This window comes from Type-C symbiont of Plautia stali (assembly GCF_059730935.1).
This window is the reverse complement of record NZ_AP035923.1, coordinates 3,217,993-3,237,390: the sequence shown is the minus strand read 5'-3', so window position 1 is coordinate 3,237,390 and position 19,398 is coordinate 3,217,993. Positions and strand designations below refer to the sequence as shown.

Genomic DNA, 19,398 nt, shown 5'->3' with positions numbered 1-19,398 from the left:
AGGCATCCAGACGGCTAAATCAATCAAAGTCATTCAATCTGCCATTCTCACGGTACGCGCAATCATGCGATACTGCGCGGCACTATTTGCAGCAGGAGTTTCTACGTGGCGAACCCAGTCCCGGCTATTTTTCTCGATCGTGATGGCACCCTGAATGTCGATCACGGCTATGTTCATGAGATCGATAATTTTCAGTTTATTGATGGCACCATTGAAGCGCTGCAGGCGTTAAAGAAGATGGGCTACGCGCTGGTGCTGGTGACCAACCAGTCTGGCATCGCGCGCGGCATGTTTACCGAAGATCAGTTTATGCAACTCACCGAGTGGATGGACTGGTCGCTGGCCGATCGCGATGTCGATCTCGACGGCATCTATTTCTGCCCGCATCTGCCAGATGCAACGGTCGTGGAGTACCGCCAGACTTGCGATTGCCGCAAGCCGCAACCGGGCATGCTGCTTTCGGCACAGAAACACCTGAACATCGATATGGCGGCTTCTTATATGGTGGGCGATAAGCTGGAAGATATGCTGGCAGCGCAGGCGGCAGGTGTGGGAACCAAAGTGCTGGTGCGCAGTGGTAAGCCGGTCACCGCCGAAGGCGAAGCGGCCGCGGACTGGGTGATTGATAGTCTCGCAGACCTGCCGGCGCGCATGAAAAAGGCCTGAAATCAGGCCTTCTGCACAAATCTTAAGCGAACAGTAAAAAAGTTGAAATTTGCACTTGCGCTTCCATAAGTTCGCCCTATAATGCGCCACCACTGAGACGGCAAAGCGGCAACGCAGACGGCTCAGCAGGGCGTGAAGCGATTCACCCCGCCGGAGAAAAACGCTGAAAAAAGTGTTTGACTCTGAAGGAGGAAAGCGTAATATACGCCACCTCGCGACAGCAGGCCGAACGCCGCGTCGCACCGCTCTTTAACAATTTATCAGACAATCTGTGTGGGCACTCGCAGGATTGATATCAGCGTCTCCGGACGTAAAAAATATCAAGTCTTTGCTGAGTGAACACGTAATTCATTACGAAGTTTAATTCACAGAGCATCGCTGCACTCGTTGCAGCAAATCAAACTTTAAATTGAAGAGTTTGATCATGGCTCAGATTGAACGCTGGCGGCAGGCCTAACACATGCAAGTCGAACGGCAGCACAGAAGAGCTTGCTCTTTGGGTGGCGAGTGGCGGACGGGTGAGTAATGTCTGGGAAACTGCCCGATGGAGGGGGATAACTACTGGAAACGGTAGCTAATACCGCATAACGTCGCAAGACCAAAGTGGGGGACCTTCGGGCCTCACACCATCGGATGTGCCCAGATGGGATTAGCTAGTAGGTGGGGTAATGGCTCACCTAGGCGACGATCCCTAGCTGGTCTGAGAGGATGACCAGCCACACTGGAACTGAGACACGGTCCAGACTCCTACGGGAGGCAGCAGTGGGGAATATTGCACAATGGGCGCAAGCCTGATGCAGCCATGCCGCGTGTATGAAGAAGGCCTTCGGGTTGTAAAGTACTTTCAGCGGGGAGGAAGGCGGTGAGGTTAATAACCTCGCCGATTGACGTTACCCGCAGAAGAAGCACCGGCTAACTCCGTGCCAGCAGCCGCGGTAATACGGAGGGTGCAAGCGTTAATCGGAATTACTGGGCGTAAAGCGCACGCAGGCGGTCTGTTAAGTCAGATGTGAAATCCCCGGGCTTAACCTGGGAACTGCATTTGAAACTGGCAGGCTTGAGTCTCGTAGAGGGGGGTAGAATTCCAGGTGTAGCGGTGAAATGCGTAGAGATCTGGAGGAATACCGGTGGCGAAGGCGGCCCCCTGGACGAAGACTGACGCTCAGGTGCGAAAGCGTGGGGAGCAAACAGGATTAGATACCCTGGTAGTCCACGCCGTAAACGATGTCGACTTGGAGGTTGTGCCCTTGAGGCGTGGCTTCCGGAGCTAACGCGTTAAGTCGACCGCCTGGGGAGTACGGCCGCAAGGTTAAAACTCAAATGAATTGACGGGGGCCCGCACAAGCGGTGGAGCATGTGGTTTAATTCGATGCAACGCGAAGAACCTTACCTGGCCTTGACATCCAGAGAACTTAGCAGAGATGCTTTGGTGCCTTCGGGAACTCTGAGACAGGTGCTGCATGGCTGTCGTCAGCTCGTGTTGTGAAATGTTGGGTTAAGTCCCGCAACGAGCGCAACCCTTATCCTTTGTTGCCAGCGGTTCGGCCGGGAACTCAAAGGAGACTGCCGGTGATAAACCGGAGGAAGGTGGGGATGACGTCAAGTCATCATGGCCCTTACGGCCAGGGCTACACACGTGCTACAATGGCGCATACAAAGAGAAGCGACCTCGCGAGAGCAAGCGGACCTCATAAAGTGCGTCGTAGTCCGGATTGGAGTCTGCAACTCGACTCCATGAAGTCGGAATCGCTAGTAATCGTAGATCAGAATGCTACGGTGAATACGTTCCCGGGCCTTGTACACACCGCCCGTCACACCATGGGAGTGGGTTGCAAAAGAAGTAGGTAGCTTAACCTTCGGGAGGGCGCTTACCACTTTGTGATTCATGACTGGGGTGAAGTCGTAACAAGGTAACCGTAGGGGAACCTGCGGTTGGATCACCTCCTTACCTGAAGATACTTTCCCGCGAAGTGCTCACACAGATTGTCTGATAGAAAAGTAACGAGCAGGACGGCTGCGAAGTCGTGACACTTTGTGTCCCCTTCGTCTAGCGGTTAGGACTCCGCCCTTTCACGGCGGCAACAGGGGTTCGAATCCCCTAGGGGACGCCACTGCTTGGTGACAGGTGAAAGGTGTCTCCACAGAATATCTCAAAACTGACGGTAACGTCGTGTTTGAGATATTGCTCTTTAACAATCCGGAACAAGCTGAAAATTTGAAACGACGCGTCGTATTCATTCTCCGTAATAAGAATGAAATTAACGATGCGTTCGGGTCTCTCAAATGCTTGCAGTCCGCAGCGTTGCAAAACGCCTGTGGGTTGTGAGGTTAAGCGACTAAGCGTACACGGTGGATGCCCTGGCAGTCAGAGGCGATGAAGGACGTGCTAATCTGCGAAAAGCGACGGTAAGGTGATATGAACCGCTACAGCCGTCGATGTCCGAATGGGGAAACCCGGTGCACTCTGTGCATCATCGTTTGATGAATACATAGTCAAACGAGGCGAACCGGGGGAACTGAAACATCTAAGTACCCCGAGGAAAAGAAATCAACCGAGATTCCCCCAGTAGCGGCGAGCGAACGGGGAGCAGCCCAGGACCTGAATCAGCTTGTGCATCAGTGGAAGCGTCTGGAAAGTCGCGCGATACCGGGTGACAGCCCCGTACACGAAGATGCATGAGTTGTGAGTCCGACGAGTAGGGCGGGACACGTGGTATCCTGTCTGAACATGGGGGGACCATCCTCCAAGGCTAAATACTCCTGACTGACCGATAGTGAACCAGTACCGTGAGGGAAAGGCGAAAAGAACCCCGGCGAGGGGAGTGAAACAGAACCTGAAACCGTGTACGTACAAGCAGTGGGAGCCTACTTGTTAGGTGACTGCGTACCTTTTGTATAATGGGTCAGCGACTTATATTCTGTAGCAAGGTTAACCGCATAGGGGAGCCGAAGGGAAACCGAGTCTTAATTGGGCGTTAAGTTGCAGGGTATAGACCCGAAACCCGGTGATCTAGCCATGGGCAGGTTGAAGGTTGGGTAACACTAACTGGAGGACCGAACCGACTAATGTTGAAAAATTAGCGGATGACTTGTGGCTGGGGGTGAAAGGCCAATCAAACCGGGAGATAGCTGGTTCTCCCCGAAAGCTATTTAGGTAGCGCCTCGTGAACTCATCCTCGGGGGTAGAGCACTGTTTCGGCTAGGGGGCCATCCCGGCTTACCAACCCGATGCAAACTGCGAATACCGAGGAATGTTATCACGGGAGACACACGGCGGGTGCTAACGTCCGTCGTGAAGAGGGAAACAACCCAGACCGCCAGCTAAGGTCCCAAAGTCATGGTTAAGTGGGAAACGATGTGGGAAGGCACAGACAGCCAGGATGTTGGCTTAGAAGCAGCCATCATTTAAAGAAAGCGTAATAGCTCACTGGTCGAGTCGGCCTGCGCGGAAGATGTAACGGGGCTAAACCATGCACCGAAGCTGCGGCAGCGACACTATGTGTTGTTGGGTAGGGGAGCGTTCTGTAAGCCGCTGAAGGTGTGCTGTGAGGCATGCTGGAGGTATCAGAAGTGCGAATGCTGACATAAGTAACGATAAAGCGGGTGAAAAGCCCGCTCGCCGGAAGACCAAGGGTTCCTGTCCAACGTTAATCGGGGCAGGGTGAGTCGACCCCTAAGGCGAGGCTGAAAAGCGTAGTCGATGGGAAACAGGTTAATATTCCTGTACTTGGTGTTACTGCGAAGGGGGGACGGAGAAGGCTAGGTTATCCGGGCGACGGTTGTCCCGGTTTAAGCGTGCAGGTGTGAAGACCAGGCAAATCCGGTCTTCTTTAACACTGAGGCGTGACGACGAGCCGCTACGGCGGTGAAGTAACTGATGCCCTGCTTCCAGGAAAAGCCTCTAAGCTCCAGGTAACACGAAATCGTACCCCAAACCGACACAGGTGGTCAGGTAGAGAATACCAAGGCGCTTGAGAGAACTCGGGTGAAGGAACTAGGCAAAATGGTGCCGTAACTTCGGGAGAAGGCACGCTGGCGCGTAGGTGAAGGGACTTGCTCCCGGAGCCGAGGCCAGTCGAAGATACCAGCTGGCTGCAACTGTTTATTAAAAACACAGCACTGTGCAAACACGAAAGTGGACGTATACGGTGTGACGCCTGCCCGGTGCCGGAAGGTTAATTGATGGGGTTATCCGCAAGGAGAAGCTCTTGATCGAAGCCCCGGTAAACGGCGGCCGTAACTATAACGGTCCTAAGGTAGCGAAATTCCTTGTCGGGTAAGTTCCGACCTGCACGAATGGCGTAATGATGGCCAGGCTGTCTCCACCCGAGACTCAGTGAAATTGAAATCGCTGTGAAGATGCAGTGTACCCGCGGCAAGACGGAAAGACCCCGTGAACCTTTACTATAGCTTGACACTGAACATTGAGCCTTGATGTGTAGGATAGGTGGGAGGCTTTGAAGCGCGGACGCCAGTCTGCGTGGAGCCAACCTTGAAATACCACCCTTTAATGTTTGATGTTCTAACGTAGGCCCGTAATCCGGGCTGCGGACAGTGTCTGGTGGGTAGTTTGACTGGGGCGGTCTCCTCCCAAAGCGTAACGGAGGAGCACGAAGGTTGGCTAATCCTGGTCGGACATCAGGAGGTTAGTGCAATGGCATAAGCCAGCTTGACTGCGAGAGTGACGGCTCGAGCAGGTGCGAAAGCAGGTCATAGTGATCCGGTGGTTCTGAATGGAAGGGCCATCGCTCAACGGATAAAAGGTACTCCGGGGATAACAGGCTGATACCGCCCAAGAGTTCATATCGACGGCGGTGTTTGGCACCTCGATGTCGGCTCATCACATCCTGGGGCTGAAGTAGGTCCCAAGGGTACGGCTGTTCGCCGTTTAAAGTGGTACGCGAGCTGGGTTTAGAACGTCGTGAGACAGTTCGGTCCCTATCTGCCGTGGGCGCTGGAGAATTGAGGGGGGTTGCTCCTAGTACGAGAGGACCGGAGTGAACGCACCGCTGGTGTTCGGGTTGTCATGCCAATGGCACTGCCCGGTAGCTAAGTGCGGAAGAGATAAGTGCTGAAAGCATCTAAGCACGAAACTTGCCCCGAGATGAGTTCTCCCTGACCCTTTAAGGGTCCTGAAGGGACGTTGAAGACGACGACGTTGATAGGCCGGGTGTGTAAGCGCAGCGATGCGTTGAGCTAACCGGTACTAATGACCCGTGAGGCTTAACCTTACAACGCCAGAGGCGTTTTGGTCTGAGAGACAGAAAGAATTTTCAGCTTGTGACGGATAAAGAATCAGCTTTGTTCTGCGGACGCGAGTCCGGAGGATTTTGCGCTGAGGCGAGGCGGCAGGCGAAGGAAAGGAAGGAGCATACACGAGTATGTGACTGACTTTGCGAGCGCGGCCAACGCGGCATCAGTGCGAAAGACGCGGGACAGGGCACAAAGAATTTGCCTGGCGGCAACAGCGCGGTGGTCCCACCTGACCCCATGCCGAACTCAGAAGTGAAACGCCGTAGCGCCGATGGTAGTGTGGGGCCTCCCCATGCGAGAGTAGGGAACTGCCAGGCATCAATTTAAGACCCCTAATCGGGTCGTGACCTTCCCGGTGACGCGGAAAGGGCGAAACACCTGAAATCAGCGACGGTCTGATATCAGTACAGAATCGGTGGAGCGGTAGTTCAGTTGGTTAGAATACCTGCCTGTCACGCAGGGGGTCGCGGGTTCGAGCCCCGTCCGTTCCGCCACTTAAATTGAGAAGCCCTGACTGTAAAGTCAGGGCTTTTTCATGTCCGCTAAAAACCTGCCATTGTTGAGTAAAACGCAAAATTCCTCTGCTTATAAGCGGATTTTTTAGCAACAATAATCCTGCCACAATACGCCTCATCGCAACATTCAACGCAATAATGAGGAAAACATGACAATCCCCGCTTTTGGTTTAGGAACATTTCGTCTGCAGGACGATGTCGTTATTCATTCAGTGAAAACCGCACTGGAACTCGGTTATCGCACTATCGATACCGCACAAATTTATGAAAACGAAGCTGCCGTAGGTCAGGCTATTGCCGAAAGCGGCGTGGCACGTGATGAGCTGTTTATCACCACTAAAATCTGGATTGAGAATCTCGCCGCCGATAAACTGATCCCCAGCCTGCAGCAGAGCCTGGCGAAACTGCGTACCGACTATGTCGATTTGACGCTGATTCACTGGCCATCGCCGGGTGCAGCGGTATCGGTCAAAGAGAGCATGCAGGCATTGATGGCAGCGAAAAAGGCGGGTTTGACGCGTCAGATTGGTATCTCCAACTTCCCGATTGCCCTGATGAAAGAGGCCATTGCCGCTGTGGGCGCAGAGAACATTGCGACCAACCAGATTGAGCTGCACCCGTTCCTGCAAAATCGCCAGGTCGTGGAGTTCGCGAAACAGCAGGGCATTCACATCACTTCATACATGACGCTGGCATATGGCGAAGCGTTAAAAGAACAGGTGATAAAGCAGATTGCGCAGAAACATCAGGCCACACCCGCGCAGGTCGTCCTGGCGTGGGCACTGGCACTGGGTTATGCCGTGATCCCCTCCTCAACCAAGCGTGAGAACCTGGCCAGCAATATGGCGGCGCAGGAGCTGACGCTGGATGCGGACGACATGGCGCAGATCGCCGCGCTGGATCGTCAGCAGCGTCTGGTCAGCCCGGAAGGCCTGGCACCAGACTGGGATTAATTCTCCATGCATCAGCCCTGCACGCGCCAGGGCTGATCTCTGACCCACTCGCTGAGAAAATCAATAAAGGCCCGCACGCGCTGGCTCACCCCTAAATCGCTGTAATACACCGCATTAAAAGGCATCTCAACCGGTACCGACTGGTGCGCCAGCACCTCAACAAAAGTGCCCGCCGCAATTTCCGCATTCACCATGAAGTCCGACAGACAGGCGATACCCTGATCGTTAAGGCACAGCTGCTTAATCGTCTCTCCGCTGTTTGATGACATCGCCGCGTCAATTTCATACAGATCGCTGCCATTGGCCGACACGGGCCAGCGATTAAGACGAGGCGTCTCGACAAAACCGAGGCACTGATGATGTGCCAGCGCCTCCACCGACGCCGGCGTACCATATTTAGCCAGATAAGCTGGCGTAGCGACCATTTTACGATAGCTGGTGAACAGCAGCCGGGCACGCAGCGTGGAGTCGGTTAAATCCCCGGCACGAATAGCGACATCCACTTTACGATCGATCAGGTTAATAAAGCTTTCAGAGGAGATTAGCGATAGCGTGACCGCCGGATAGCGCTCGCGAAAGGGTTTAATCATCGGCATCAGCAGGTTAAGGATCACCGGTGTAGCCGCGTCGATGCGCAGCACGCCCTGTGGCGCCTGCTGGCGCTCAATCAGCTCATTCTCTGCTGTCGCCATCTCAAGGATCAGCTTCTGCACGCGCCGGAAATAGAGTTCGCCTTCATAAGTCAGCGCCAGCTGACGGGTGGTACGCGTCAGCAGCGACACGCCAAGCTTGTTCTCCAGCTTCTTCACCGTGCGGCTCACCGCTGAATTGGCCATCTGTAACTGCTCCGCTGCACGGCTAAAACTGCCGCTTTCTACCACAGCGATAAAGACTTTTAACTCCTCTGAAGATGCCTTCATTATGCCTCCTCAGGCAAAAGTTTATTGTTACTTTGCTTCTTTTTGTTATTAAAGCACGAGTCGATAATGGCGCCCATCAAAACATTATTGGGAGTCAACCATGCCACTTGCACTCTGGGCGCTGACCATCAGCGCCTTCGCTATCGGAACCACCGAGTTTGTTATCGTCGGGCTGATTCCGACCATCGCTGAACAGCTCAGCATTACGTTACCTTCTGCCGGGATGCTGGTATCCATCTACGCGCTTGGCGTGGCCGTCGGCGCGCCAGTGCTGACCGCCTTAACCGGCAAGCTGCCGCGCAAGCAGTTGCTGATGGGTCTGATGGCGCTGTTTACCGTCGGTAATCTGGTGGCCTGGCTGGCACCCAACTATGAAACGCTGGTGATGGCGCGTCTGCTGACCGGACTGGCGCACGGCGTTTTCTTCTCCGTCGGCTCAACCATTGCGACCAGCCTGGTAAGCAAAGAAAAGGCTGCCAGTGCGATAGCCATCATGTTTGGCGGCTTAACCGTGGCGCTGGTCACCGGCGTACCACTTGGCACACTGATTGGTCAGCATTTTGGCTGGCGTGAAAGTTTTCTGGCGGTCTCTCTGCTGGGTGTGATTGCACTGGTCAGCAGTATGATACTGGTACCGCGTAACATCGCACAGCCGCCTGCCACCTCCCTGGCACAGCAGGCCGCGGTGATGATTAATCCGCGTTTGCTGCTGATTTACGCGATTACCGCGCTGGGCTACGGTGGCATCTTTACCACCTTTACCTTCCTGGCACCGATGATGCAGTCACTGGCCGGTTTCTCGCCGACCGCCGTCAGCGGTGTGCTGCTGGGGTACGGTATTGCGGTGGCGATCGGGAATATCTGGGGCGGCAGGCTCGCCGATCGCCGCGGGGCGGTACCGGCGCTGACGCTGATTTTTATCGCGCTGGCCATACTGTTAGTGGTATTCCAGTTCACCGCCAGCATGCATTACCTCGCGCTGCTCACGGTGCTGGTGATGGGCGTCTTTGCCTTTGCTAACGTACCTGGCCTGCAGGTTTACGTGGTGCAAAAGGCCGAACACTATGCGCCAGGCGCAGTTGATGTCGCGTCCGGGCTGAATATCGCGGCCTTTAATATTGGCATCGCACTGGGTTCAACCGTCGGCGGTCACATCGTGGAACATTACGGTCTGGCGCAGACGCCATGGGTGGGTGCCGTCATCGTGTTTGCGGCTCTGCTGCTGGTCCGCCTCAGCGGCCAGCTGGATAAGCCGCGCACGGCAGCCATTACTGAATAAGCCGCACAACAGCCTGCCGCATGGCGGGCTGTTGCCGTTGCTGGCTGTGAGGCGAATTCCGACAATCAATAACAGCAATTGAAACCCCGCGCTAAAATCCCTATAACAGTCAGGTGAAGTTGTAGTCGTAAATCAGCCAGGCGGGACAGTGCGAAAAAAAACTTATGCAATGCGGTATGTAGCAGGTCAGCCTGCTGAGCGGATTTTTCCGCCAGGGGCGATGCTGCATCTCGGGCAGGCGTTACCGCCCGGTGCACCGCTGCCAGCCGACCCAACCCTGCGCGTGCTGGTGTGGAATATCTTCAAACAGCAGCGGGCAGACTGGATGTCAGTACTGCAGGGCTTCGGTAAAGATGCCCATCTGGTGCTGCTGCAGGAGGCGCAGACCACACCGGAACTGGTGCAGTTCGCCACCAGCAATTATCTGGCGGCCGATCAGGTACCGGCCTTTGTGCTGCCACAACACCCCTCTGGCGTCATGACGCTGGCTTCTGCCCATCCGGTCTACTGCTGTCCGCTGCGTGAACGTGAGCCGCTACTGAGGCTGTCTAAATCCGCTCTGGTCACTGCCTATCCGCTTCCCACCGGCGAAATGCTGATGGTGGTCAACATTCATGCGGTCAATTTCAGCCTCGGCGTTGATGTGTACAGCAAACAGCTGGGGCCGATTGGCGAGCAAATCCAGCATCATCGCGGGCCGGTGATCATGGCCGGCGACTTCAATGCCTGGAGCCGCCAGCGTATGAACGCGCTCTACCGCTTTGCCCGTGAGATGGCGCTGCGCGAAGTAAACTTTACTGATGATCATCGACGCAAGGCATTTGGCCGCCCGCTGGATTTTGTCTTTTACCGCGACATGAAAGTCAGCGAGGCGTCGGTGCTGGTGACGCGTGCCTCTGACCACAATCCTCTGCTGGTTGAATTCAGTCCCGGCGCGGCTAAACGTTAAGCCAGGCGCGGCGCGCCAAAGGCGAATGATTCACAGCGCTGATGCCGCATCCTGCTCAATAAACCATTTCAGACCGCTAAAGGCATGGCGCAACGGCGAAAATAACGAGGTTTACGCGTGAGTGTGTCGGACTGCGGGAACGGGAAAAGGTAAATAATGAAAAAGGCTGACAAAAGTCAGCCTTTTCGGTGCATCAGGTATCAGGTGTTGCGCTATTCTTCACAAACAGCGTCAGCTTGTCGCCGGGCTGAATGTCTTTAGCGTCACTGTTCCAGCGCATCACGTCTTTGGTGTTAACACCGTGACGTTTGGCGATACTGGCAAAAGAATCACCCTTACGTACACGGTAGGTGATGCTGTTGCCGTTATCCGCCAGCTGCGACGCGCCAGCTTTGCTGCCAACGGTCAGTGTCTGACCGATGCGTACTGACGCACTGCGCAGGTTATTCTGCTGCTTCAGTGCACTAACGCTCACACCAAGCTTACTGGCAATGCCCGATAAGGTGTCGCCTTTGCGGACCTTATAGCTATTGCCTGCAGCGCTGACTTTCGCCAGCTCGCCGGGCTGTACCGCAGCAATATCACCGGAAGCCAGCGAATTACGCAGCTGAGCCACGTTGGACTTTGGCACCATAATATAGTGCGGTCCGTTTGGCGCGGTGGTGCCGTTTTTATACCCGGCATTGAATGTCTTCAGCTTGCTGAGCGACATACCGGCCATATCTGCGGCCTGCGTCAGTTCAATCTGCTGTCCCACTTCAACGCGAGCCAGTGCACGGCTCTCATTGGCGGTTGGCAGCTTAATACCGTAACGCTTGCTGTTCTTGAGAATATCACTCAGGGCCAGCATTTTAGGTACGTAAACCGTAGTCTCGCGTGGCAGCGATAAATGCCAGAAGTCGGTCGGCTTACCGCGCGCCTTGTTCTGTTTCATCGCCTTCAGCACACGCCCTTCACCGCTGTTGTAGGCGGCGATGGTCAGTAACCAGTCACCGTCAAACATGCCGTTCAGACGCTGCATCATATCCAGCGCAACTTTGGTTGAGGCCACCACATCGCGGCGTCCGTCGTACCATTGGTTTTGTTTCAAACCATAGTTTTTGCCCGTCTGCGCAACGATCTGCCAGATGCCAGCGGCATTCGCAGAAGAGGTTGCGTGTGGGTCAAAAGCGCTCTCCACTATGGGTAGCAGTACCAGTTCCATCGGCATTTTACGTTTCTGTATCTGCTCGACAATCCAGTACATGTACGGCTCTGCCCGTAATGTTACATCGTGGAGATAGCTCTTATTTTTTAAGTACTTTGTTTTTTGTTCGCGGATTCGCGGGTTTTCCGGAATCCCCATCTTCAACTCGTCACTAATGTGATTCCAGAGATCAGTGTCTTCTGCGAGGCTGGTTCCATCATCTTGCCAGCGCGGCGACAACAAGCGATCTCCGTACTTTCCATTTTCACCTTGACCAGCTGAAGACAGACTCTGTGCATGCTGTACCGGGATACTGGCGTCATTCCTTGATGCCTGACATCCAACCAGCAAGACCGAGGCGAGTAATATCGCTTTAGCCTTCATGTGTGTGTCAATAGTTCGCTTAAAAGACGAGCAACTATACGTTAGCGACCGGCACAACACAACCAGAAATATCAAAAACGGTCTTTCTTCTCGCGTAGATCGGCAAAAGTCTGCCATAACGGAGCCGACGACACATTAATGCCTAAAGCCTTTTGCAAATCAGGATCTTGCGTACGCAGGAATAAATTTATTTCACGCTCCAGCGCCAGTTTTGTTGGCAAAGTAATGCGATTTTCTGCGCGTAAGTCCTTAATTTGCTGATACCTTGCCAAAATTTTCGGGTCCTGAGGCAGAATAGCCGCAGCAAACTTCATATTGGATAAAGTGTATTCATGCGCACAGCAGATAAGCGTATCGGCAGGGAGTTGATTAAGCGCCTGAAACGACTCAAACATTTGCTGCGCAGTGCCTTCGAACAGTCGTCCGCAGCCACCCGAAAACATCGTATCGCCACAGAAAAGATAAGGTGAGCTGAAATATGAGATATGTCCTAAAGTGTGTCCAGGCGTTGCGATGACGCGGAAATTTAGCCCGAGCAGCGTAAATTCATCACCGTCACTGAGAATAGTGCGCGCGCCTTTATCGGCGGTCTCCTGCGGACCATAAACCTCAAGTTGTGGATAGTGCTCCAGCAGTTCGCTAACGCCGCCCACGTGATCGTGATGATGATGGGTCAGCAGAATGGCCTGCGGCTGCCAGTGATTGGCGTGAATTTTTTCCAGCACCGGCCGGGCTTCACCCGGATCGACAATCAGACAGCGTCCCTGTTCATCGTTCAGTGTCCAGATGTAGTTATCCTGCAACGCGGGAATACTGGTAAGATTCATAAACACCTCTCAGGTCGTAGAAAAAGGAAAATGGTAGAGCATGAAGCCAGCGAAAACACGCCAAATCCTGACTGCGCCGCGCTCCTGGCAGGATATGCCCTGGGGCGACTATTTCCGCGACGCGTTAACCCAGCAACTGCAACCGTATCTCGGCAAGCTGTACGGCTTTCATATGCTTAAAATTGGCAGCCTCAGCGCAGAAATCAATACCCGCCAGTGTGCCATATCGCATCAGGTTAATGTGGGCGATGAGGGCGATGGGCTGCACGTCATCGCCAGCGCAACGCAGTTGCCGTTTGAAGCCAAATCGATTGATGCCTGTCTGCTGGCACACACGCTAGCCTGGAGCCAGGATCCGCACCGCGTCCTGCGCGAAGTGGATCGTGTACTGATTGATGACGGCTGGATGATTATCAGCGGCTTCAATCCGTTCAGCCTGCTGGGCATCAGTAAAGGCCTGCCCGGATTACAGCGCCGCGCACCGTGGAGCGGACGGATGTTCAGCCAGGTGCGCCTGCTCGACTGGCTGAGCTTACTCAACTATGAAGTGGTGTATCGTACGCGCTTTCAGGTGGTGCCGTGGCACCGCCAGGGCGGCAAGATGATCAGCACGCACCTGCCGGCGCTGGGCTGTCTGAATATCGTGGTTGCGCGTAAGCGCACCTTCCCGCTGACGCCGGGCAAAGTGAAGATGATGCCCGGCAAAACCCAGTTACGGCCAGCGGTCAATGCCACGCGGCAGTTTCGTGAAGCCAGCGATCAGGACTCAACCTGATAGCCAATATCGTCGAGGGAAGGATTGCCGGCAGCGCTGCGTGCCATTTCATCGCAGCGTTCGTTCTCGGGATGACCGGCATGGCCTTTTACCCACTCCCATTGAATCTGATGGGTGCTGAGCGCCGCGTCGAGTCGCTGCCACAGATCAACGTTCTTCACCGGCTTCTTTTCTGCGGTTTTCCAGCCGCGCTTTTTCCAGTTGTGAATCCAGCTGGTGATGCCCTGGCGCACGTACTGGCTGTCGGTGCTGAGTACCACGTCACACGGCTGGGTCAGCGCTTCCAGTGCCACAATGGCCGCCATCAGCTCCATGCGATTATTGGTAGTAAGGCGGTAGCCGGCGCTGAATAATTTCTCGTGCTGGCGGTAGCGAAGAATGGCGCCGTAGCCGCCGGGACCGGGATTGCCCAGGCAGGATCCATCGGTGAATATTTCTACCTGTTTGCGCATCTCTGGTAGACTTCCTTCTGACAAAACGCCAAGTCTGACATAAAACGAGTCCTATGAGCACTGCAAATAACCGCCAGATCGTCCTCGATACCGAAACCACCGGCATGAACATGATCGGGGTGCATTACGAAGGACATCGCATCATTGAAATCGGTGCGGTTGAGGTGATCAACCGTCGCCTGACCGGCAACAACTTCCATATGTATCTCAAGCCCGATCGGCTTGTGGATCCGGAAGCGTTCGGCGTACACGGTATTGCCGATGAATTCCTCGCCGATAAACCGACCTTTGCGCAAATCGCCGACGAATTCCTCGATTACATTCGCGGCGCGGAGCTGGTGATCCATAACGCTTCGTTCGACATCGGCTTTATGGATTACGAATTTGCCATGCTGCAGCGCGACATCGGTAAGACAGAAACCTTCTGTCAGATCACCGATAGCCTGGCGATGGCGCGTAAAATGTTCCCGGGCAAGCGCAATAGCCTGGATGCGCTGTGTAACCGTTTCGAGATCGACAACAGCAAACGTACGCTGCACGGCGCTTTGCTTGATGCCGAGATTCTGGCCGAAGTGTTCCTCACTATGACCGGCGGCCAGACCTCGCTGGCGTTTTCGATGGAAGGCGAGCAGAGCAATCAGGTGGCAGGCGAGCATATACAGCGCATCGTTCGTCCGGGCGCCGGCCTGCGCGTGGTTAGCGCCAGCGATGAAGAGATAATGGCGCATGAGAGCCGGCTCGATCTGGTGCAAAAGAAGGGCGGCAGCTGCCTGTGGCGCGCCTGAAGCCGCTGATTTTGCGTGGAAAAGCGTCGTTAAGCTGAAAAAACCGGCAAACGAGAGATTCCCCTGCAAAAAGCGTTGACGAGGGATGAGGCTGCCATTAATATGCGCCTCGTTCCCGACGGGGAACAAAGCGCGGAGCGGTAGTTCAGTTGGTTAGAATACCTGCCTGTCACGCAGGGGGTCGCGGGTTCGAGCCCCGTCCGTTCCGCCAATCTCTTTAAAGAAGCCGATGCAGCAATGCATCGGCTTTTTGCTTTTCTAAATCATACCCATCTGGCGTACGGTCGCCATTCATGGCGACCACCAGCGCATTAATCCTTCTGTACCGCCACTTCCGCACGATAGGTGGCTTGCGGCACCTCACGTTCAGCGCGCGCCAGCCAGCGGTAGCAGCCAGCGCCCAGCGCCACGCCGATGAACCAGCTAAAGTTTGCCACTGCGTGCAGGGACGGAATAAAGCTAATCACCAGACAAATGCCAACGGAAGGCAGCAGTGCAGCAATCGCTTTCGGATTGAAACCGCCGCGATACCAGTAGCGGCCTTTTGGCGTATCGTTGAACAGGTCATCAACGTACACCTTGCTGCGTTTGATCAGGTAGAAATCGGCGATCAGGATGCCAAACAGCGGCCCGATAAACGATCCCAGCACATCCAGCGTGTAGTGAATCAACTCCGGCGACTGGAACAGATTCCACGGCGTCAACAGCACTGAACCCACGGCGGCGATCATGCCACCGGCGCGGAAGCTGATCTTCTGCGGTGAGCAGTTAGAGAAATCAAACGCTGGTGAAACGAAGTTCGCCACGATATTGATGCCGATGGTGGCAGTAATCATGGTCAGCAGCCCGATAGCGACGGCTACATCGTTGCCTACCATGCTCACGGTTTCAATCGGGTCGGTGATCATTTTGCCAAACAGCGACTGAGTACCCGAGACAATGACCACGGTCACAATCGAAAACAGCAGGAAGTTGAACGGCAGGCCCCAGCGGTTGCCGCGGCGAATCTCACCCATGCTTTTGCCGTAGCGCGAGAAGTCACCAAAGTTGAGCAGCGGACCGGAGAAATAAGAGACCACCAGCGCGGTCGCGGTAATCATCTGCCAGGTTTGCTCGCCCGCGCTCAGTGATTTACTGGCGAGGGTGAAGGAGATACCGTCAAAACCGGTTTTGTATACAATCCAGCCCGCCAGCGCCACCATCACCACGTATACCGCCGGACCGGCGATATCAATAAAGCGTTTAATCGCGCTCATGCCGTGCCAGAACACCATCGCCTGCAGCAGCCACATGACGCCGAAACAGCACCAGCCAAGCTGCGACAGGCCGAGCCAGCTGCTCTGCGTCATGCTGCTTAACGACGGGTAGAACTTCAGCAGCACCAGCATCAGCGCATTCGCCGCCAGATAGGTCTGAATGCCGTACCAGGCGAAGGCGATCAGCCCGCGAATCACCGCCGGGATGTTGGCCCCGAACACGCCAAATGCCTGACGCGAAATCACCGCATAAGGCACGCCGGCCATCTGGCTCGGCTTTGCCACCAGGTTAGCGCACAGCTGCACGATGCAAATTCCCACCAGCAGACACAGCAGCACCTGCCAGCTGGCCAGACCGAGGGTGAAGAAGCTGGCCGCCACCACATAGCCCCCCATGCTGTGCACGTCCGACATCCAGAACGAAAAAATGTTGTACCACGACCAGCTCTGGTTGCGGGTCGGCGCCAGGTCGTCGTTACACAGACGCGGGCTGTAATGGGCGTTGGCTTCAGAGGCCACCGCAGAGGTCACTTCAGAATGATTTGGCATGAAACCTGCTCCTCTTAACTTCATGGAAAAATAATGACAGCGTGAAACGGTATTGCAGGATTCAGGCCAGAATTGATTTCTTGTATACAAAAAATTAATTTCACGTATACGATGTCTGCATACAGTCACTTGCCGGAGCGGGTAATGAAGAGTGAAACAGGCCAGAAAACGGCTGCCGATCTGAATGACAGAGACGAACCTATCTATCAGGCGTTGCTGAACGCCATCGTGGAGCATCAGCTGCCGCCGGGCAGCAAATTGCCGGAAGAGGCGCTGTCGGAGGTGTTTGGCGTCAGCCGCACCGGCATTCGTAAGGTGCTGCAGCGCCTCGCGGCGGTGCAAATGATCACCCTGTCGCCCAGACGTGGTGCACAGGTGGCGACGCCGGGCGTGGAGGAAGCGCGCGACATCTTCGCCACGCGCAGCCTGCTGGAGTGCGCCAATCTGCCGGCGGTGCTGGCGCATCTGCAGCCTCCGCATCTCGCCGCGCTGAGTGGCTTAATTGCCGACGAGCAGCAGGCGCACCAGCAGCACGACGGGGCCGCCGCCATCCGTCTGTCTGCGGCTTTTCATATCCAGCTGCAGGCGATTTCCGGCAACCAGGTGCTGACTGACATGGTGACGCGCCTGACGCAGCGCTCCTCGCTGGTGATCGCCGCCTACGGTGCACCGTGGCAGCGCGGCTGTCGTTGCGATCATCACGATCGGCTGGTGGATCTGCTGCGGCAAAACGATCTGCCAGCGTTAACCACGGCGCTGCAGCATCACTTCGAACATATCGTCGCCAGCCTGCACTTTGAACGCAGCGGCGAAACCCTGCCTGATTTCACCCGGTTATTTGCCGGTCATAAAGGAGCGGCATCATGAGCCTGATCCAGGTGATCAACCCGAATACCAGCGCCGCCATGACGGCGACCATCGGCGCAGCGGCACGCGCCGTGGCCGCACCTGGCACGGAGATTGTGGCGGTGTGCCCGAGCGAGGGCGTGCCCTCCATTGAAGGACACTTTGATGAAGCGATTGCCGCGGTGGGCGTGCTGGAACAGGTAAAACGCGGCAAAGAGCAGGGCGTCAGCGGCCACATCATCGCCTGCTTTGGCGATCCGGGACTGCTGGCGGCGCGCGAACTGGCGAGCGGACCGGTGATTGGCATTGCCGAAGCGGCGATGCACACCGCGACGCTGGTGGCGACGCGCTTTTCGATTGTCACCACGCTGCCGCGCACGCTGGTGATCGCCCGCCATCTGCTGCAGCAGTACGGATTCAGCCATCACTGTGCCGCGCTGCACGCCATTGACCTGCCGGTGCTGGCGCTTGAGGACGGCAGCGGCGTCGCGCAGGAGAAAGTGCGCGAGCGCTGCCTGCAGGCGAAACGTGAAGATGGCAGCGGGGCGATTGTGCTGGGCTGCGGCGGCATGGCGTCGCTGGCGCAGGATCTGACTAAAGAGCTGGGCCTGCCGGTGATTGATGGCGTCAGTGCGGCGGTGAAAATGGTCGAGTCATTACTGGCGCTGGGCTTTGGTACCAGCAAACACGGCGATCTGGCTTACCCGATTAAAAAACCGCTCAGCGCGGCATTTCAGCACCTAAACTAAGGGCTGGTTGAGGACTGATGACAGGAACTTGCAGAATGAGTGATGTATCTGAAAAGAAAGAGTACAGCTTCAACAAAAATTATCCGCGCGATCTGATTGGCTATGCGGGCCAGCCGCCACACGCGCAGTGGCCGGGTGAGGCGCGGGTGGCGGTGCAGTTCGTGCTCAACTATGAAGAGGGCGCTGAAAACAATGTGCTGCACGGTGACGCGGGCTCTGAGCAGTTTCTCTCCGACATCATCGGAGCCGCCAGCTATGCCGATCGCCACATGTCGATGGATTCCCTGTATGAGTACGGTTCGCGTGCCGGTTTCTGGCGCATCCATCAGGAGTTTCAGCAGCGCGGCCTGCCGCTGACCATCTTTGGCGTCGCGATGGCGCTGGCGCGGCATCCGCAGATTGTCGAGGCCATCAAAGCCGCCGATTACGATGTGGTCAGCCACGGCTGGCGCTGGATTCACTATCAGGGGATGGATGCCAAAACCGAGCGTCAGCACATGCAGCAGGCAGTGGACGTGCTCACCGAGTTATTCGGTAAAGCGCCCACCGGCTGGTATACCGGGCGCGACAGCCCCAATACGCGGCGGCTGGTGGTCGAGCAGGGCGGCTTCAGCTACGACAGCGATTACTACGGTGACGATCTGCCCTTCTGGACGCAGGTCACCTGTCAGGACGGCACGGTGAAGCCGCATCTGATCATTCCCTATACGCTGGAGTGCAACGACATGCGCTTCGCCACGCCGCAGGGATTCAACACCGCCGAGCAGTTCTATACCTATCTGCGCGATACCTTTGATGTACTGTATGAAGAGGGCGCGACTGCGCCGAAGATGATGTCGATTGGCATGCACTGCCGTCTGCTGGGGCGTCCGGGGAAATTCCGCGCGCTGCAGCGTTTCCTCGACCATATTCAGCAGCACGACAAGGTGTGGGTGTGCACGCGTCAGCAGATTGCCGATCACTGGATGAAGACGCATCCGGCTGCGTAAGCAGCCTTACCTTTCACGGATATCAGGTCGTTTTTGCCCTCTCTTGCCAGGAGAGGGCAACACTC

13 protein-coding genes, 3 tRNA genes, 3 rRNA genes and 1 pseudogene are annotated in these 19,398 nt (G+C 55.6%); 15 read left to right on the top strand and 5 right to left on the bottom strand.

The annotated features are described in order from the left end of the window. Positions 1–105 precede the first annotated feature (105 nt). From gmhB to dkgB, 7 genes are all read left to right on the top strand, one after another. A complete protein-coding gene (gene gmhB / locus AC6I7J_RS15405; RefSeq protein WP_058759541.1) occupies positions 106–666 on the top strand; it encodes a D-glycero-beta-D-manno-heptose 1,7-bisphosphate 7-phosphatase in 561 nt (186 codons plus the stop codon). Positions 667–1,072: 406 nt separating this feature from the next. After that, positions 1,073–2,614: ribosomal RNA gene (locus AC6I7J_RS15400) — 16S ribosomal RNA — on the top strand. Positions 2,615–2,702: 88 nt separating this feature from the next. After that, positions 2,703–2,777, top strand: a tRNA-Glu gene (locus tag AC6I7J_RS15395). Between the two features lie 215 nt (positions 2,778–2,992). Next, positions 2,993–5,897, top strand: a 23S ribosomal RNA gene (locus AC6I7J_RS15390). A 223-nt stretch (positions 5,898–6,120) separates the two neighbouring features. After that, positions 6,121–6,236: ribosomal RNA gene (gene rrf / locus AC6I7J_RS15385) — 5S ribosomal RNA — on the top strand. The 16S, 23S and 5S rRNA genes sit together here with 2 tRNA genes alongside, the layout of an rRNA operon. Positions 6,237–6,336: 100 nt before the next feature. Further along, a tRNA-Asp gene (locus AC6I7J_RS15380) sits at positions 6,337–6,413 on the top strand. Between the two features lie 170 nt (positions 6,414–6,583). After that, positions 6,584–7,387, top strand: a complete 804-nt coding sequence (gene dkgB / locus AC6I7J_RS15375; protein ID WP_498006104.1) for a 2,5-didehydrogluconate reductase DkgB — start codon at positions 6,584–6,586, stop codon at positions 7,385–7,387. An 11-nt stretch (positions 7,388–7,398) separates the two neighbouring features. On the opposite strand, the gene yafC is transcribed toward dkgB, so the two are convergent. After that, positions 7,399–8,307, bottom strand: coding sequence for a DNA-binding transcriptional regulator YafC (gene yafC / locus AC6I7J_RS15370; protein WP_125310440.1), 909 nt, complete (start codon positions 8,305–8,307; stop codon positions 7,399–7,401). A gap of 100 nt (positions 8,308–8,407) precedes the next feature. Here yafC and AC6I7J_RS15365 point away from each other — a divergent pair, with 100 nt between their 5' ends. Next, positions 8,408–9,586, top strand: coding sequence for an MFS transporter (locus AC6I7J_RS15365; protein WP_021507311.1), 1,179 nt, complete (start codon positions 8,408–8,410; stop codon positions 9,584–9,586). 148 nt (positions 9,587–9,734) lie between these two features. Further along, the gene (locus tag AC6I7J_RS15360; RefSeq protein WP_031279675.1) at positions 9,735–10,535 is read left to right on the top strand and encodes an endonuclease/exonuclease/phosphatase family protein; all 801 of its coding nucleotides are present in this window, start codon (positions 9,735–9,737) and stop codon (positions 10,533–10,535) included. A 193-nt stretch (positions 10,536–10,728) separates the two neighbouring features. On the opposite strand, the gene mltD is transcribed toward AC6I7J_RS15360, so the two are convergent. Further along, positions 10,729–12,105: a murein transglycosylase D gene (gene mltD, locus AC6I7J_RS15355; protein ID WP_031279674.1), complete on the bottom strand. Its 1,377-nt coding sequence runs from the start codon at positions 12,103–12,105 to the stop codon at positions 10,729–10,731. Positions 12,106–12,176: 71 nt separating this feature from the next. Further along, entirely contained in the window at positions 12,177–12,932 is a 756-nt protein-coding gene (gloB, locus tag AC6I7J_RS15350) for a hydroxyacylglutathione hydrolase (RefSeq protein ID WP_021507308.1), read from the bottom strand. A 40-nt stretch (positions 12,933–12,972) separates the two neighbouring features. Between gloB and AC6I7J_RS15345 the strand changes: the two genes are divergently transcribed. After that, positions 12,973–13,707 (top strand): class I SAM-dependent methyltransferase, encoded by a 735-nt coding sequence (locus AC6I7J_RS15345; RefSeq protein WP_021507307.1) that lies wholly within the window; start codon positions 12,973–12,975, stop codon positions 13,705–13,707. Here the strand turns inward: AC6I7J_RS15345 and rnhA are convergent. Beyond that, positions 13,692–14,259, bottom strand: a pseudogene (gene rnhA / locus AC6I7J_RS15340) (ribonuclease HI). The gene AC6I7J_RS15345 and the pseudogene rnhA overlap by 16 nt on opposite strands. Here rnhA and dnaQ point away from each other — a divergent pair. Together dnaQ and AC6I7J_RS15330 are read left to right on the top strand one after the other, a co-directional pair. Further along, on the top strand, positions 14,213–14,944 hold the full coding sequence (dnaQ, locus tag AC6I7J_RS15335) for a DNA polymerase III subunit epsilon (RefSeq protein ID WP_058776026.1): 732 nt from the start codon (positions 14,213–14,215) through the stop codon (positions 14,942–14,944). The pseudogene rnhA and the gene dnaQ overlap by 47 nt on opposite strands. Positions 14,945–15,078: 134 nt before the next feature. Next, a tRNA-Asp gene (locus AC6I7J_RS15330) sits at positions 15,079–15,155 on the top strand. A gap of 100 nt (positions 15,156–15,255) precedes the next feature. Here the strand turns inward: AC6I7J_RS15330 and AC6I7J_RS15325 are convergent. Beyond that, on the bottom strand, positions 15,256–16,749 hold the full coding sequence (locus AC6I7J_RS15325) for an NCS1 family nucleobase:cation symporter-1 (RefSeq protein ID WP_021507305.1): 1,494 nt from the start codon (positions 16,747–16,749) through the stop codon (positions 15,256–15,258). 144 nt (positions 16,750–16,893) lie between these two features. Here AC6I7J_RS15325 and AC6I7J_RS15320 point away from each other — a divergent pair, with 144 nt between their 5' ends. The 3 genes from AC6I7J_RS15320 to puuE are packed head-to-tail and all read left to right on the top strand — an operon-like array spanning position 16,894 to position 19,333. Beyond that, positions 16,894–17,616, top strand: coding sequence for a GntR family transcriptional regulator (locus AC6I7J_RS15320; RefSeq protein ID WP_058758029.1), 723 nt, complete (start codon positions 16,894–16,896; stop codon positions 17,614–17,616). After that, positions 17,613–18,344: an allantoin racemase gene (gene hpxA / locus AC6I7J_RS15315; protein WP_021507303.1), complete on the top strand. Its 732-nt coding sequence runs from the start codon at positions 17,613–17,615 to the stop codon at positions 18,342–18,344. The genes AC6I7J_RS15320 and hpxA overlap by 4 nt, the downstream gene beginning before the upstream one ends. Before the next feature lie 35 nt (positions 18,345–18,379). Beyond that, the gene (gene puuE, locus AC6I7J_RS15310) at positions 18,380–19,333 is read left to right on the top strand and encodes an allantoinase PuuE (protein WP_021507302.1); all 954 of its coding nucleotides are present in this window, start codon (positions 18,380–18,382) and stop codon (positions 19,331–19,333) included. Positions 19,334–19,398: the final 65 nt, after the last annotated feature.